A 13,662-nucleotide genomic window follows, 5' to 3' on the forward strand; every position below is an offset into this window, starting at 1 on the left:
CATTAAGAAAAGGCGGGACCTGCAATGCGCAGAATACTTGAGATATCTTATACACCGATGGTGGACTATGGCGAGGCTTGGGATTTACAAAAAGAGTTAGTACGTCGTATTGATCAAGGAGAGCAGCAGGAAAGTCTGCTGCTCTTACAGCATCCACCGACATATACAGTGGGCTCACAACGACATCCAGAGCATCTTCTTCTAAGTAAAGAGCAATTACAAGAACGTGGTATTCAATTATTTGAAATTGACCGCGGAGGAGATATTACATATCATGGACCTGGGCAGTTGGTGGGTTATCCTTTGTTGCTACTAGATGGACAAATGGGTTTGGATCTACATGGGTATTTGCGGAGTCTAGAACAGGTGATCATGAATTATCTCGCTCAGTATGGTATTGAGGCTGTACGTAAGCCGAAATACACGGGGGTATGGATCGGGGATCTCAAAATTTGTGCGATAGGCGTAAAATTTAATAAATGCCGAAAGCAAAGAGGTTTTGTTACAAGTCATGGTTTTGCCTTTAATGTTAAATCCGGTATTCAAGATGAAGGATTTCAAGGTATTATTCCTTGTGGAATAGATAGTTTCGGAGTGACTTCGTTAGAGGATTGTACAGGTAAACAGTTCACAATGAGGCAAGTAGCAGAGGAGATTATTCCTTTATTTACCCAAGTATTTGATCAATATGAAGGGCAGTTTATTCATAGTGATATAGATGTGAGCTAAGCATAAAAAAAAGCCCGTTAATTAACGGGCTAAAAAAGTTGGAACACCATGAGTAGTGAAGAACCTAACATGGCTATTAACATGAGGTAAATAACGACACGAAACCATTTTTTACGTTGCATAAGTAACTCCTTTATGATTGTTTTAATTTATCTTATTGTAACGTATCTACGAGAGAGAGGGAAGTCTATTGATTTCACAAGAGCGAATTGTTAAAGAATTTATGGAATTAGTTCAAATAGACAGCGAGACCATGCAAGAGCAAGAAATCGCAGTAGTCCTTAAGAGAAAATTTAGTGAGCTTGGGCTTCATGTTGTTGAAGATGATAGTCACAAGCTTACGGGTCACGGTGCAGGTAATTTGATCATTACTTGGGAAGCGGATCAATTAAATAATGCTCCGCATATCTTCTTTACCTGTCATATGGATACTGTTACACCGGGTAAGGGCATTAAACCTACCCTGCATGAAGATGGATGGATTACTAGTGATGGTACAACTATTCTTGGCGCGGATGATAAGGCGGGTATTGCTGCTCTTTTGGAAGCGATTCGCGTAATTCAAGAGCAAAAGATCCCTCATGGTCAGGTTCAATTTATTATTACAGCGGGTGAAGAGTCGGGGCTTAAGGGTGCACGATCTTTCGATCCATCAAATATGGATGCCGAATTCGGATACGCGTTGGATTCAAATGGTGAGATTGGTGCAATAGCTGTAGCAGCTCCTACGCAAGCCAAAATCAAGATGAGTATCACAGGTAAATCTGCTCATGCCGGCGTAAATCCAGAAGATGGAATTAGTGCTATTCAAGTAGCTTCCAAAGCGATAGCGCGTATGAGCTTGGGTAGAATTGACCATGAGACGACAGCGAATATTGGTAAATTCTCTGGCGGTGGGGCTACGAATATTGTTTGTGATTACGTAGAATTGGACGCAGAAGCACGGAGTATCGTACAAGAAAAAGTAGATAAACAAATTGCAGATATGAGAGAAGCGCTTGAGACCACAGCTCGTGAATGTGGAGCGCAGTGTGAATTTCTGGGCGAGATTGTATATCCTGCTTTTAACTTTAATGAGAACGATGCTGTTGTACAGCTTGCAGAGCGCGCCATTACAAGCTTGGGATTGACTAGTCGTCTATTCCATTCTGGTGGGGGTAGCGACGCTAATATCTTTAACGGATTTGGTATTCCTACCGTGAATTTAGCACTTGGCTATGAAGATATTCATACGACGAAAGAACGGATCAAAGCCGCAGATATGGCAAAAGCCGCTGAAGTGGTTGTTGCAATCATTCAGGAATCTGCTAAATAGAAAGAATAATTCAGTTCTGATAAAATGTAACCCGGACCCAGATGTTGGATGGAGTCCGGGTTCTTGTGAATAAATGAGAACACAATGTGATCAAGAGGGTAAGCCTACTCCCAGAGAGATCTAATTTTTGGTTTCTTGCAGTAATTGTTTAATGGTTACATCAGGTCCATATTGTTTCTGCCATTGTTTGAGCATAATGCTAATCTGCCAAGCTTGTCCAACCATACGAAATGAGTCAGTGGAGCGATAGCTCTTCATGGTTTACCTTCTTTCGAATTAAGATTTGCTATAATAACAGCATATGTACTAACCCATGTGTTCATACTTGTTTTATATCAAGGGAGGTATTGTTTGTGGAAAAATCAAATGAATTCATTTCTAATTCAGCTTCATCCTCACTAGAGGAGATCACGTTATCGACACAATCTATATTTCAGGGGAAGATCATTTCCCTTCAGGTGGATACGGTGCAATTACCGAACGGAAATACTGCCACACGTGAAGTTGTTAAACATCCAGGGGCCGTTGCTGTTCTTGCCTTACATGAGGGCAAGTTGATTGTAGTTGATCAATATCGTCAACCTTTGGGTCGTTGTGAAGTGGAGATTCCGGCAGGAAAGCTAGAGCCAGGGGAAGATCCGCTGGAAGCAGCCGTTCGGGAATTAAAGGAAGAGACAGGATATAGCTGCGGTGAAATGAAGCATCTTCAATCCTTTTATACATCTCCTGGTTTCGCAGATGAATTGATTCACTTATATGTAACTGAGGATCTTACTGTTGGTGACATGGCGCCAGATGAAGATGAATTTCTGGAGATGTCAGAACTCACGTTGGAAGAAGCTTATCGTTATATTCAAGAGGGACGGATCAGTGATGCTAAGACCATTATGGCTGTGTATGCGTGGCATCTCTATACGTTGACAGGTAAATTTGGTGAATAAGATGAGCGAGAATGTAATAAGTAACGAGACACTTAAAGAATATTATGCAGACCTGCACATACATATTGGACGAGCCTCAGATGGGCAAGCGGTAAAGATCAGCGGTAGCCGTAATCTTACATTTGAGAATATTGCTAGAGAAGCTTCTGAGCGGAAGGGGATTGAGTTGATTGGTATTATTGATTGCCATTCTCCTTCAGTGCAGAACGACATTATATCAAGCTTACACTCCGGTGAGATGTCTGAAGTTGTAGGGGGTGGGATATCATATAGTGGTACCACAATCCTGCTTGGGACTGAAATTGAGATCTTTGAGCCAAATAAGGGGGCAGCGCATCTACTCGCCTATTTTCCGAATCTAGAAGCCATGCAGCATTTCACGAGATGGATGAGTTCCCATATGAAGAATGTGAATCTTAGCTCACAACGATTGTATGTTCCAGCTCGTAAATTACAGGAAGAAATATATGCCCGTGGGGGCTTAATGATTCCAGCCCATGTCTTCACCCCACATAAAGGAATCTACGGAAATGTGACAAGTAAGATGGAAGATATATTAGATCTGAGTATGATAAGCGGGATAGAACTGGGTCTTAGTGCAGATTCTGCAATGGCAGGAACTCTGAGCGAGCTTGATCAGTTTACTTTCTTGAGTAATTCAGATGCTCACTCCCTTGGCAAAATAGGGCGGGAGTATAATCAATTAAGATTGTGCGCGCCTTCTTTTATGGAATTCAGTAAGGCGTTGTCTAGGATGGATGGGCGGAGGGTAACAGCGAACTATGGATTGAATCCGCGTTTGGGTAAATACCACCGGACCTATTGTAACCATTGCAACGCCATTGTTGAAGAATCCTCAGGTGCTGAACATCTATGCCCACACTGCGGAAGTAAAAAGTTGGTACAAGGTGTGCTTGATCGCATTCTCAGTATTGCTGATAGGCAGGAACCCTATATTACTGAACACCGCCCACCTTATCAATATCAGGTTCCACTTGAATTTATTCCCGGTCTTGGTAAGGCTACAATGGCATGCCTGCTTGACGTATTTGGTACGGAGATGGCTATTCTACATGAAGCAAAGAAAGAGTTAATTGCGGAGATCGTTGGGGATAAAATGGCTTCTCAAATTGTTCTGGCTCGTAGTGGTTTGTTATCCCTTTCTTCTGGTGGAGGCGGGACGTATGGCAAAGTGATTAAACCTTGATTCAGATGAGTATTAGATAGTTGTAGTATCAATTCGGTGCGATAATGGTAAGCACAATTTAGCCCCGAGACTATATAACAGAGAGTAAACTTGTCAAAAAAAAGCCATTGACGAGAGATGGACTATGATTTATGATCATCTCATAAATGATCGTTTATATATTTGTGGCGTGTTACCGTAATGGGCATGAGCTAAAAATTGACTTCATCTAGTAAGTCTTCTTTTGGCTTTTTTTGCTTATATAGAATTATAACTGGAAAGGAGGGAGAACTTGGCGCGGGAAAGCGAGCAATTTCAGGTACAGCGTGTCATCGGTAACAACGTTGTGATGGTTCAAGGTGGCAAGAAGGGGAAAGAGTATGTCATCATCGGCAAGGGTATTGGTTTTGCAGTCAAAGATTCAGGGGTGATCGAAGGGGATGATCACCGGATTGAGAAGCTGTTTCGGTTGGAAGACCGTGAAGAATGGAGTCAGTATCAGGCTTTATTGGAAGATATTGATCCTAAGATCATGAGAATAACCGATGAGATTATTGCAGACATCGCCGATGAGTTTCCCGACAAGTTAAACGACAAAATATATTTGGCACTCCCAAGCCATATTCAATTTACCATTTACCGACTGCGCAACGGCATGGACATTGTCAATCCTTTTTTACAAGAAACGAAGCTGACCTTTCCAAAGGAATATGAGATCGCTTGCAGGGCTGCTGAGAAAATTAATGCAGAGTTTCAGGTGCAAATTCCTGAAGATGAGGTTGGATTCTTGACCTATCACGTATACTCAGCTGTAAGCAATGTTCCGGTAGGGCAACTGGTAAAAGCCTCTAATATTGTGAGTGAACTGCTTGAAATGATTAAGATGGAACGTAATATTATGTTTGAGCATGGAAGTATGAATCACGTTAGATTGATGATTCACCTGCGGTTCTCAATAGAACGAATTCTGCATGGATCGTTAATAGATAATCCTTTTGTGAAGCATATTAAGAGAGAATACAAGGAAGAATACAAGCTGGCCAAAAAGCTGGGGGAAGTCATGCAAAATAAACTGAAAACTGACATTCCTGAAGAAGAGTTGTGTTTCCTCGCCATGCATTTACATCGGTTGTTCCAGACCCTAGAGAAAAAACAAAAATAGTAGCGGAGAGAAGTGACAATTTATGTTTTCCAAATGGAGATCAAAAAAAGAAGAGAAACATACTGAAAATATGGAGATAACTACACCACTAAGCGGTAATTCCGTACCACTTACGGAAGTGCCAGATGAAATTTTTGCAGGTGGACATATGGGAAAGGGAATTGCCATTGAACCTATAGAAGGAAAACTGATTGCTCCTTTCGATGGTAAGGTAGCCCATGTAGTTAAAACAAATCATGCCGTTATTTTGGAGCATCCCTCTGGCATGCAGCTACTATTACATATCGGGATTGATACCGTTAGCCTGAAAGGTAAGGGATTTACCAGTCATATTGCTAGTGGAGACATGATCAAAGCAGGGCAAATGCTGATTGAATTTGATCTGGAGGCTATTCGTGCAGCCGGACTACGTACCATCTCGCCGGTTATTGTTACCAGTAGCGAGGAATTCACTTGGGATGTGGATTGTCACTATGGTCCGGTAACCGCCGGTAAAGAAAGTATTCTTACCGTTGCTTCTTCAAAGAAATAATTATCTTTAGCGTGACAAGATATGAAACGAGGGCAAGTCCCTTTTATAAAACAAGGATAAAATATAAAATTTTGTCCTTGTTTTTTGTGTTTTTAAGGAAAAATAAGATGCTATGATGATAGCTAAATAATTAAAGATTAGATGGAGTATGAGCTATGACAGAGAAGATAGAGGACAAGTCATAGTTTATGGAAGTCTCTCATAACCTAAAGTATGTGATAGGAAGGGAGACTCTTAAGCTATGCAATCTTTACGCCATTCCTTTAAGGATCTGACCACGCTCTACATCTTTGTAGCGGTGTTATTCTTAGTCGGTGTAATCTTCGGTGCGTTAATGGTTAACGCCCTTTCGCTTGAGCAGCAACAGGATTTAGCTAGATATTTGGGCAATTATTTTGCGACTGTGGATCAAGGGGATGGGATGTCTCTACAGGACACCTATTGGAGTATTGCTGGACTGCATTTGAAATGGGTAGGCTTGATTTGGATTTGTGGTTTATCTGTCATTGGGTTACCGGGAATTTTAATTCTAGATTTTCTAAAAGGTGTACTCATCGGATTCACGGTAGGCTACTTGGTGGGGCAATTCTCTTGGAAAGGATTATTATTTGCCATGGTATCCGTGGCACCACATAATTTATTGATTATTCCAGTGCTACTTATCTGTAGTGTGGCTGCCATTACTTTTTCACTGCACATTATTAAGAATAGAGTGCTAATGCACCATAATAACAACTTTAAGCGTCCGTTCGTAAGATATGTGGGGCTTACGTTAGTTATGGCGGCACTCATGCTAGGAATATCTTTATTTGAAACTTGGGTCACACCAGCGATGATGCGCTGGGTCACGCCTTTTATGATTTAAAAGCATTAAAATCATTGATGATAAAGGGCAAGCATTCATTCAGGATTTACTCTGAACAAGACTGAACTAAATTCAAGAAGGAGCCGCTTTCGCGACTCCCGTATATCAATTTTCAGACTTCTGCTTAAGCAACATGTTGTATTGATTCAGTACTTCATCTAGTTGTTGGCTAGTCTCGATGAGTTCCCGGTCAGCTAGTTGTTTAATCAATGATAGTTTATTTAATTCTAACCGGAGTGCTTCAATTTTTCCGATTATTCTATCCAATTTGAACAGCTCCCATGATCGAATATCTATATTATACGTTCGCCGTGCACTGCGACCGTGGGGCGGATTTCCGCGACCATCCCGGAATGACCAGTAGGTTTCGTCTATTCCGCTGTAGACTCTTCAGGCGATTATGATATGATCGATTTTTTTATTGAAATGATAAGAATTGAGTACGCAAAACTAATGACCACAGAGGCATGACGCCAATGCGGGCATTAGTTTAATGAAACATACTCAGTACTCGTGATACATTTTCTACATCATCATAAGGAACCCACACAAGACCTTCAAACGTACGAATCTTAGCGCGTTCGGGATCGGTACATACTTCGGCGACTCCTGTTATAATCTCACCACTATTAAGCGTCACAGTCATCTGTTGATTAGTAGCTGTGGCTATATATAATTCCTCTATCATCGAATAAATCACCTCAGACTGAGATTTCGACAATATTTCTGGAATTCCTTCATCAGTCCCTAAAATGCTCAGAGATCTATTTATTTCATCCAAGGAAATTGTTCCTTACCCATATGTGCTCGACCATAACGTTCGAACAGACTACAAATGAGCGCTGAAAGGATGGAAATGGGATATGAGTATTCATACCCCTCCAACTTGTCATATGAAAAATGGGAGCAGAAATAAATCCCTAATTCCGAGAAAAGGAATACGTCGATGGAAAAAGCGGCGTCTTGGGAAAAAGCCTGGATGGAATCCGAATTGTCTATAGGCAGATTCTTGAGTCGGCATTCCGTTTAAACGATCTATCATTTCATTGGTAGGAACAGCAAGGGTAACACAGTTCTGATCGACGTGAGCAATAAACCCGTCATGCGAATGACCGTCAGTCGTTATTATCCCAACATATTTATTCATGCTATTCCAACTGACTTGTTGATAGTAATTTGTATCCATGGATAACCTCCTTGAGTTAAGTATACCTCGACAACAGTCTATGGACTGCACCCTATAATGTTCACGGCGTTAGCCTATAAATTAATAATATTAGGGCTTATTCAAGATTAAGATTGAACATTTGCTTCACCTCCCTCATAACATGTAGCATTTGATGAAGAGAGGGGTTACTGATGAAAATACCAATCACAGGTTTTGTTGTTCATTCTGATGATTCAGATTTCGAGCATTCACATCAACTTTTTATTACTTCGTGGGACGGAAGATCAGTTCATGTTCATCCTTTTGCAGGGGATACTTCATTTGATGTTGGGCATTACCACCATTACGCTGGAGTAACAGAACCAGCTCCAAGTGGTATTCAACATGTTCATAATTATTGTGCAAAAACATCATTTAATGATCAACATACTCACATAATTAGAGGAACTACAGGACCTGCAATTCAATTGACAGGTGGTGGACATTACCATCCTTTTAAAGGATATACAACAGTAAACGGTAAGATCCCTCACGCTCATAGGTACAGTGGGAATACTGAAGATGAGGAAGGTTAATGTTATTAAGTCATTTTTTTGAGTGAAAAATCTTTAACTAATACATTTGCCCAATATGTTATTTGGGATAGTAATGCTTAAAGGAATCAGTCACAAGTTAGTAAATATCCAGTTCTTCTATTTAAAATCAAACTTAACTAAGATGAGCTGCTACTGGCTCATCTTTTCTTGTTGGAGGGGTTGACGCCTAACAATCGGTGGTCATCAGCGTTAAGATTATGGTTATTGAAAAGGGCCATACAGAGCTAGCCGTAACCGTTGTGGAACTTAGACGATCAATAAGAGAAGCTGCTGATTATCTTACTAAACAAAGTCTCTGGCCAGGGGGGACGACGAAGTACCGGCCCGTCCACTGGATGACCTGCAGGTGAGTAGAGTTGATGTAGGTGTACTTCTTATGGAAAAGACTAGTGGATGCGCTATATTAATTAGGCTGAGTGCTATTTTATATTGTATATTGGAACTGGAAAGCCAAAGGAGAGATGGTATGTCGACAATAGAGGGAACAAAAGAAAATCCTTGGAAACTAAAAACTCCTCCTCAAACATGTGATTATGAAATGTTTAAGGACGAAAAAGATGGAAAAGTAATTTTAGTATGTACTGTAGGCAAAACTGTTTTGCATTATGACTATCGTTGTGTTGATGACTTAAACACTATGCTCAAACAGCATGGTGACTGGATAGAACTAGCTAGTGCTGATGAGCAGAAACCTGTAAAAGAAGGTACAGTTGAAGCCTGGGGACGGTCGCCTGAAAATCCAATTGGTGGTTGGTACGGCTTGAAAAAAGGTTTGCGCGGTAGATTTGGCATGTATATACCACCTTTGATGGAAAAATTAGGACTAGCAGAAGTAGAACATAACCCAAGGAATAATCGAATGAGGACAATAAAACAGCAGTAGCAGTAGCAGTAGCAGTAGCAGTAGCAGTACAAATAAAATAGAGGAGCTACTCAAAGGTGGCTCTTCATTTCTAGTCAGCTAGCAAGATGCATCCAACACGAAATTGATCATTTAAATGGAATTCTCTACATAGATCATATCGAAGATGGTTTGTTTTATAATGAGGAAACTAATGAAAGCGCGAGTCTACTTGAAGTGAGTAAGTTAACATGTAGCAATTCGCTTTAAAGGGATGTCTAGGACGTTTGGTCGTTCAGTTATGTTTAATTAGAGTTGAATTTGAACCATATACTTATCATGGTGTAATCTTAAAGTAATTCAAGTTAGGAGGCTTCGGCCATTATGAAACAGAACAAATATGATGATTCAGAATTTTTCGCGAATTACAGTCAGATGCCTCGTTCGATCGGTGGACTGAATGCTGCTGGGGAATGGCAAGAACTACGTGCAATGCTTCCTGAGCTACGTGATAAAAAGGTGCTTGATCTTGGCTGCGGATTTGGCTGGCATTCCCGATATGCGCGCGAACAGCATGCCCGTTCGGTGGTTGGTGTAGACCTTTCAGAGAATATGTTAGAGCGCGCCAGAGCTATGACCAATGATTCAGAGATCAAATATTTCCGTCTCGCGATCGAAGATATCGACTTTACCGCAGGGGAATTCGACGTGGTAATAAGCTCACTTGCACTCCATTATATCGAGCGTTTTGACATCCTTTGTCAGAAAATCCATCACTGCCTTGCACCTGAGGGCACTTTCGTGCTCTCGGTTGAACATCCGGTCTTTACTGCGCTCGCTTCACAAGATTGGTACTATGGTCCGCAAGGGGAGAGATTACATTGGCCTGTCGACGATTACCATCATGAAGGTTCACGACAGGCAAGATTTCTGGACAATGATGTCATTAAATACCATCGGACCGTCGCTACCCATATGAATGCACTAATTGAATCCGGCTTTAGAATTACGAAAGTTTCCGAACCACAACCGACGCAAGAAATGCTGGACAAGAATCCCGACATGCGAGACGAAACCCGTCGCCCTATCTTCCTCATGATCGCAGCGGTCAAAAATTAGAATTTTCAGTAAGTGAAACTAAGCTAAAACCATCTAATATCTTGTCAATATTTTTCTCTTAATTTCTTTGAACTATAGCCTTAAACTAAAATGACATGCTTAATAACCTTCCTATCTCTTCTGGAAGGTTTTACTTTTAGATGGTAATTCTGGATTTTAGCAGATATCTATAAAGGTTTCTTTATGTGTTAAAACGGCAAATATCCATAGGACTTTTATTTATCACTATCAATTGTTGAAATATTTATTACAAGTTATAATTTACCACAAAGGGTAAAGGGAGGTGGATAACATGGATTTAGAGTGTTTTAAAGCCAACTAATTATGGTGGTTATGTAAAAACAACCACCAAATCCATTAAAAATAGGTGGTTAATAAATATGACAAATCAACAATATGAAATTATTAATCGTTCCCCAACAGTGGAGGAACATAATCTCTTGTGGGAATCCGTAGGGTGGGGCGCAGTGGATGTAGATCAGAGTAAACAATCACTTGAAAATTCTGTTTATGCCGTTGTCGCAATGTATGATGGAAATGTACTGTCTTAGAAAAATAATTAATTTAAACTTTATAGCTCTGGTTGCTCAGCTAACGAATCACGATACTTTAAAACTGAAGGCTATCCATTCGATTGGTAGCTTCGTTGCACTAACGGGTAGACTTGTTTATATAAATTTATAACCTAAGATTATACCGAAAACCAGGGTAACTGTAGGTATTGGAGGAAACATCTGTGGTGACAATTGAAGACTTTTTGAAATTAGATATCCGTGTTGGTACTGTAATTAAAGCAGAACCCTTTCCAGAAGCGCGAAAACCCGCAATAATATTAGAAATTGATTTTGGTGAAATGGGTATTAAACGCTCTTCGGCTCAAATTACACAAAGATATGAACCAGAACAACTTATTGGACGTCAAGTAATCGCAGTAATCAACTTTCCAGTTAGACGTATCGCAGGTTTTAAATCTGAGGTGTTGGTAATTGGTGGTATTCCAGCAGAAGGTGATGTGGTGCTCTTAAAGCCAGATGAACCTGTTAAAAATGGTACACCCGTTGCCTAAGGTGTTAGAGTCTACTGGCTATAAAACAATGTCAGGCTTAGGGTAATCAGATGACTAGAGCTGAAATATCAAAGATGATGCGATGGGTCATACCTATGCTAATCCACTCTCCTACACTCTCATTTATACAATAGAATGGTTTGACTTTGTTTGTCTAATCCCACTATAATGATGGAAGTGATATTAAATGCAGTAATTTCCTAGGGGGAGGGAGAAGATGCAAGCTCGGATCGACAAAATTAAACAACAATTACAATCCCAAGGCTACAAGCTGACACCCCAGCGGGAAGCGACGGTCAGAATTCTACTTGAGAATGAAGAAGATCATTTAAGCGCGGAAGATGTGTTCATGTTAGTCAGGGAAATAGCTCCCGAGATCGGTCTCGCTACGGTGTATCGTACACTAGAGCTTCTGAGTGAACTTCATGTTGTGGAGAAAATTAACTTTGGTGATGGCGTCGCTCGTTATGACCTACGAACAGATACAGCAAAGCATCATCACCATCATCTAATTTGTGTACAGTGTGGTAGAATGGATGAAATACGTGAAGATTGGCTCGGTCCATTGGAAGAGCGTCTTGATAAAGAATACAATTTCACAGTATCTGATCATCGACTTGATTTTCATGGTATTTGTTACCGCTGTAAAGAAAAGAATGATAACAACAAAGATTCTTAAGAATTATGAATATCGTAATGAGAATACAAAGCTCTCACCGGCACTGGATTCATCGGGGGGGCTTTTTGCTTGTTAATGAGACTATGGTGATGTCAAGTAGGCAAGGAATAAATGGGGACAAACCGTCATATCTTCATGGAAGAGGGGGCGTTTCTATGGTCATTTCTTTGCGTAAATGCCTAGGTTTTATAAGGTTTATTATTATGTTTGTCGCATTAACTTATATGTTCTATCACATGGTAGGTTTATTTGGACGTTGGATCACACCAGTGGATCAATATAAGATTCCTAAAGGTTACGCTGTCAAAGCATTTCAGTCTCATGATGGAGATGGAAATGCAGAAGATGCTAGTATGGGTGAACGTCTACGATTCTATTATTGGTATGGAGAATAGGACATTAATAGGCAGGATTATGGAGAAACGTGTCGAATTTACTATTGATAATGAAGCCCTAAGGGAATTGTAAGCTTCATGCACTCGGATATAGAAGGAGCACAATGACCATGAAAGAGTATCTGGTATCCTTTATTCGATACATGGGTGATGAGAGAGGGTTGTCACGAAATACGCTTGAGAGCTATGAGCGAGATTTGGTACAGGTACTCGAGTTTATGGAAGCTCGAGGTATCCATTCTCCTGATCAGATCAAGCGAAGTGATATCGTTCTTTTTTTACAATCGATGAAACAGGCTGGTCGGGCTGCTTCTACAGTGACTCGTAAGACAGTATCTATACGTTCATTTTTTCAATACTTATCTAAAGAGTCTGTTGTGGGACATGATCCCTCTCTTCATATTGAAACGCCGAAGCTTGAGAAAAAAGCCCCGAATGTACTATCTATTGAGGAAGTGGAGCAATTGTTGGCTGCTCCTGAATCGTTAACACCTCAGGGCTTAAGGGATAAGGCGATGTTAGAGCTTTTGTATGCAACGGGAATGAAAGTGTCAGAATTGGTCTCGCTAGATATAGGGCATGTGCAAACGCAGCTTAGATATTTACATTGTATCGGTAGCTCAGGTAAAGAACGAATTCTTCCTTTTAATAGGATATCTGCAGAACATGTCGATCTTTATTTACAAGAGGGTCGGGATAAGCTAGCGAGAGATAATGGCGATAAACAGGCGTTATTCCTAAACACCTTAGGGGGCAGGTTAACACGTCAAGGATTCTGGAAGCTTATGAAGAAGTATGGGAAAGAGACAGGAATTAAGAAGGACATCACTCCACACACACTACGTCATTCCTTTGCATCTCATCTGATAGGGAATGGAGCTGATTTACGCTCTGTGCAGGAAATGTTAGGTTATTCCGATATCTCAACGACACAACTGTATAGCTCTATAACTAAGAAAAGTATGAAGGAAGAATATGATCATCACCATCCACGGGCTTCGTTTGAGTCGTTATCATAGTACTTTTTGACCTCATATCCCGTTCTGTGGAAGAATGGTTTTTTTGTTG

21 protein-coding genes are annotated in these 13,662 nt (G+C 40.6%); 16 read left to right on the plus strand and 5 right to left on the minus strand.

The genetic code is table 11. From position 1 onward, the window contains the following. The first annotated feature begins 24 nt into the window (after positions 1 to 24). Positions 25 to 729 (plus strand): lipoyl(octanoyl) transferase LipB, encoded by a 705-nt coding sequence (gene lipB, locus UB51_RS05045; protein ID WP_044876363.1) that lies wholly within the window; start codon positions 25 to 27, stop codon positions 727 to 729. Between the two features lie 29 nt (positions 730 to 758). On the opposite strand, the gene prli42 is transcribed toward lipB, so the two are convergent. After that, the gene (prli42, locus tag UB51_RS27585) at positions 759 to 851 is read right to left on the minus strand and encodes a stressosome-associated protein Prli42 (protein WP_144406955.1); all 93 of its coding nucleotides are present in this window, start codon (positions 849 to 851) and stop codon (positions 759 to 761) included. A 68-nt stretch (positions 852 to 919) separates the two neighbouring features. On the opposite strand from prli42, the gene UB51_RS05050 reads away from it, so the two are divergent. Next, positions 920 to 2,044 (plus strand): M20/M25/M40 family metallo-hydrolase, encoded by a 1,125-nt coding sequence (locus tag UB51_RS05050; protein WP_044876364.1) that lies wholly within the window; start codon positions 920 to 922, stop codon positions 2,042 to 2,044. 120 nt (positions 2,045 to 2,164) lie between these two features. On the opposite strand, the gene mciZ is transcribed toward UB51_RS05050, so the two are convergent. Beyond that, positions 2,165 to 2,302 carry a Z-ring formation inhibitor MciZ gene (mciZ, locus tag UB51_RS26865; RefSeq protein ID WP_082063282.1) on the minus strand — a complete coding sequence of 46 codons (138 nt, stop codon included), beginning with the start codon at positions 2,300 to 2,302 and terminating at the stop codon, positions 2,165 to 2,167. Between the two features lie 95 nt (positions 2,303 to 2,397). Here mciZ and UB51_RS05055 point away from each other — a divergent pair, with 95 nt between their 5' ends. The 5 genes from UB51_RS05055 (at position 2,398) to spoIIM (ending at position 6,730) form a co-directional block, all read left to right on the plus strand. After that, the gene (locus tag UB51_RS05055; RefSeq protein WP_044876365.1) at positions 2,398 to 2,985 is read left to right on the plus strand and encodes an NUDIX domain-containing protein; all 588 of its coding nucleotides are present in this window, start codon (positions 2,398 to 2,400) and stop codon (positions 2,983 to 2,985) included. Position 2,986: 1 nt separating this feature from the next. Further along, on the plus strand, positions 2,987 to 4,192 hold the full coding sequence (locus UB51_RS05060; protein ID WP_044876366.1) for an endonuclease Q family protein: 1,206 nt from the start codon (positions 2,987 to 2,989) through the stop codon (positions 4,190 to 4,192). 271 nt (positions 4,193 to 4,463) lie between these two features. Then, the gene (locus tag UB51_RS05065; protein ID WP_234405545.1) at positions 4,464 to 5,333 is read left to right on the plus strand and encodes a PRD domain-containing protein; all 870 of its coding nucleotides are present in this window, start codon (positions 4,464 to 4,466) and stop codon (positions 5,331 to 5,333) included. Between the two features lie 22 nt (positions 5,334 to 5,355). Next, positions 5,356 to 5,865, plus strand: a complete 510-nt coding sequence (locus tag UB51_RS05070; protein WP_044876367.1) for a PTS sugar transporter subunit IIA — start codon at positions 5,356 to 5,358, stop codon at positions 5,863 to 5,865. A 241-nt stretch (positions 5,866 to 6,106) separates the two neighbouring features. Further along, positions 6,107 to 6,730: a stage II sporulation protein M gene (gene spoIIM / locus UB51_RS05075; RefSeq protein WP_044876368.1), complete on the plus strand. Its 624-nt coding sequence runs from the start codon at positions 6,107 to 6,109 to the stop codon at positions 6,728 to 6,730. Positions 6,731 to 6,835: 105 nt separating this feature from the next. Here spoIIM and UB51_RS05080 read toward each other — a convergent pair whose 3' ends face one another. The 3 genes from UB51_RS05080 to UB51_RS05090 form a co-directional block, all read right to left on the minus strand. Beyond that, the gene (locus UB51_RS05080) at positions 6,836 to 6,997 is read right to left on the minus strand and encodes an aspartyl-phosphate phosphatase Spo0E family protein (protein WP_144406956.1); all 162 of its coding nucleotides are present in this window, start codon (positions 6,995 to 6,997) and stop codon (positions 6,836 to 6,838) included. Positions 6,998 to 7,220: 223 nt separating this feature from the next. After that, positions 7,221 to 7,418, minus strand: a complete 198-nt coding sequence (locus tag UB51_RS05085; protein WP_144406957.1) for a hypothetical protein — start codon at positions 7,416 to 7,418, stop codon at positions 7,221 to 7,223. A gap of 201 nt (positions 7,419 to 7,619) precedes the next feature. Beyond that, a complete protein-coding gene (locus UB51_RS05090) occupies positions 7,620 to 7,916 on the minus strand; it encodes a hypothetical protein (RefSeq protein ID WP_044876370.1) in 297 nt (98 codons plus the stop codon). Between the two features lie 173 nt (positions 7,917 to 8,089). Here UB51_RS05090 and UB51_RS05095 point away from each other — a divergent pair, with 173 nt between their 5' ends. The 9 genes from UB51_RS05095 to xerD all read left to right on the plus strand — a co-directional run bounded on the left by UB51_RS05095 (position 8,090) and on the right by xerD (position 13,613). After that, positions 8,090 to 8,473: a YmaF family protein gene (locus UB51_RS05095; RefSeq protein ID WP_044876371.1), complete on the plus strand. Its 384-nt coding sequence runs from the start codon at positions 8,090 to 8,092 to the stop codon at positions 8,471 to 8,473. Positions 8,474 to 8,870: 397 nt separating this feature from the next. Continuing rightward, entirely contained in the window at positions 8,871 to 9,377 is a 507-nt protein-coding gene (locus tag UB51_RS05100; RefSeq protein ID WP_234405546.1) for a DUF6855 family protein, read from the plus strand. A gap of 66 nt (positions 9,378 to 9,443) precedes the next feature. Continuing rightward, on the plus strand, positions 9,444 to 9,605 hold the full coding sequence (locus UB51_RS26870; RefSeq protein ID WP_082063283.1) for a peptide deformylase: 162 nt from the start codon (positions 9,444 to 9,446) through the stop codon (positions 9,603 to 9,605). 114 nt (positions 9,606 to 9,719) lie between these two features. After that, positions 9,720 to 10,454, plus strand: a complete 735-nt coding sequence (locus UB51_RS05105) for a class I SAM-dependent methyltransferase (RefSeq protein WP_044876372.1) — start codon at positions 9,720 to 9,722, stop codon at positions 10,452 to 10,454. Between the two features lie 380 nt (positions 10,455 to 10,834). Further along, the gene (locus tag UB51_RS28145; protein WP_160297225.1) at positions 10,835 to 11,005 is read left to right on the plus strand and encodes a hypothetical protein; all 171 of its coding nucleotides are present in this window, start codon (positions 10,835 to 10,837) and stop codon (positions 11,003 to 11,005) included. 185 nt (positions 11,006 to 11,190) lie between these two features. After that, complete coding sequence (gene csaA, locus UB51_RS05115; RefSeq protein WP_044876373.1) at positions 11,191 to 11,520, plus strand: chaperone CsaA; 330 nt, start codon at positions 11,191 to 11,193, stop codon at positions 11,518 to 11,520. A gap of 217 nt (positions 11,521 to 11,737) precedes the next feature. After that, on the plus strand, positions 11,738 to 12,199 hold the full coding sequence (gene fur / locus UB51_RS05120) for a ferric iron uptake transcriptional regulator (protein WP_044876374.1): 462 nt from the start codon (positions 11,738 to 11,740) through the stop codon (positions 12,197 to 12,199). A gap of 155 nt (positions 12,200 to 12,354) precedes the next feature. Continuing rightward, positions 12,355 to 12,594, plus strand: coding sequence for a DUF4227 family protein (locus tag UB51_RS05125; RefSeq protein WP_044876375.1), 240 nt, complete (start codon positions 12,355 to 12,357; stop codon positions 12,592 to 12,594). A 110-nt stretch (positions 12,595 to 12,704) separates the two neighbouring features. Further along, positions 12,705 to 13,613, plus strand: coding sequence for a site-specific tyrosine recombinase XerD (gene xerD, locus UB51_RS05130; protein WP_044879901.1), 909 nt, complete (start codon positions 12,705 to 12,707; stop codon positions 13,611 to 13,613). The last annotated feature ends 49 nt before the right edge of the window (positions 13,614 to 13,662 follow it).

Source organism: Paenibacillus sp. IHBB 10380, from assembly GCF_000949425.1.
GTDB lineage: Bacteria > Bacillota > Bacilli > Paenibacillales > Paenibacillaceae > Paenibacillus_AQ.

What these genes read in the sequence shown, in the direction of transcription:
- lipB (WP_044876363.1), top strand. Translation starts at nt 25, where the DNA reads ATGCGCAGAATACTTGAGATATCTTATACACCGATGGTGGACTATGGC.
- prli42 (WP_144406955.1), bottom strand. Translation starts at nt 851, where the DNA reads ATGCAACGTAAAAAATGGTTTCGTGTCGTTATTTACCTCATGTTAATA.
- mciZ (WP_082063282.1), bottom strand. Translation starts at nt 2,302, where the DNA reads ATGAAGAGCTATCGCTCCACTGACTCATTTCGTATGGTTGGACAAGCT.
- UB51_RS05060 (WP_044876366.1), top strand. Translation starts at nt 2,987, where the DNA reads ATGAGCGAGAATGTAATAAGTAACGAGACACTTAAAGAATATTATGCA.
- UB51_RS05070 (WP_044876367.1), top strand. Translation starts at nt 5,356, where the DNA reads ATGTTTTCCAAATGGAGATCAAAAAAAGAAGAGAAACATACTGAAAAT.
- spoIIM (WP_044876368.1), top strand. Translation starts at nt 6,107, where the DNA reads ATGCAATCTTTACGCCATTCCTTTAAGGATCTGACCACGCTCTACATC.
- UB51_RS05085 (WP_144406957.1), bottom strand. Translation starts at nt 7,418, where the DNA reads ATGATAGAGGAATTATATATAGCCACAGCTACTAATCAACAGATGACT.
- UB51_RS05090 (WP_044876370.1), bottom strand. Translation starts at nt 7,916, where the DNA reads ATGGATACAAATTACTATCAACAAGTCAGTTGGAATAGCATGAATAAA.
- UB51_RS05095 (WP_044876371.1), top strand. Translation starts at nt 8,090, where the DNA reads ATGAAAATACCAATCACAGGTTTTGTTGTTCATTCTGATGATTCAGAT.
- UB51_RS05100 (WP_234405546.1), top strand. Translation starts at nt 8,871, where the DNA reads ATGGAAAAGACTAGTGGATGCGCTATATTAATTAGGCTGAGTGCTATT.
- UB51_RS05105 (WP_044876372.1), top strand. Translation starts at nt 9,720, where the DNA reads ATGAAACAGAACAAATATGATGATTCAGAATTTTTCGCGAATTACAGT.
- UB51_RS28145 (WP_160297225.1), top strand. Translation starts at nt 10,835, where the DNA reads ATGACAAATCAACAATATGAAATTATTAATCGTTCCCCAACAGTGGAG.
- fur (WP_044876374.1), top strand. Translation starts at nt 11,738, where the DNA reads ATGCAAGCTCGGATCGACAAAATTAAACAACAATTACAATCCCAAGGC.
- UB51_RS05125 (WP_044876375.1), top strand. Translation starts at nt 12,355, where the DNA reads ATGGTCATTTCTTTGCGTAAATGCCTAGGTTTTATAAGGTTTATTATT.
- xerD (WP_044879901.1), top strand. Translation starts at nt 12,705, where the DNA reads ATGAAAGAGTATCTGGTATCCTTTATTCGATACATGGGTGATGAGAGA.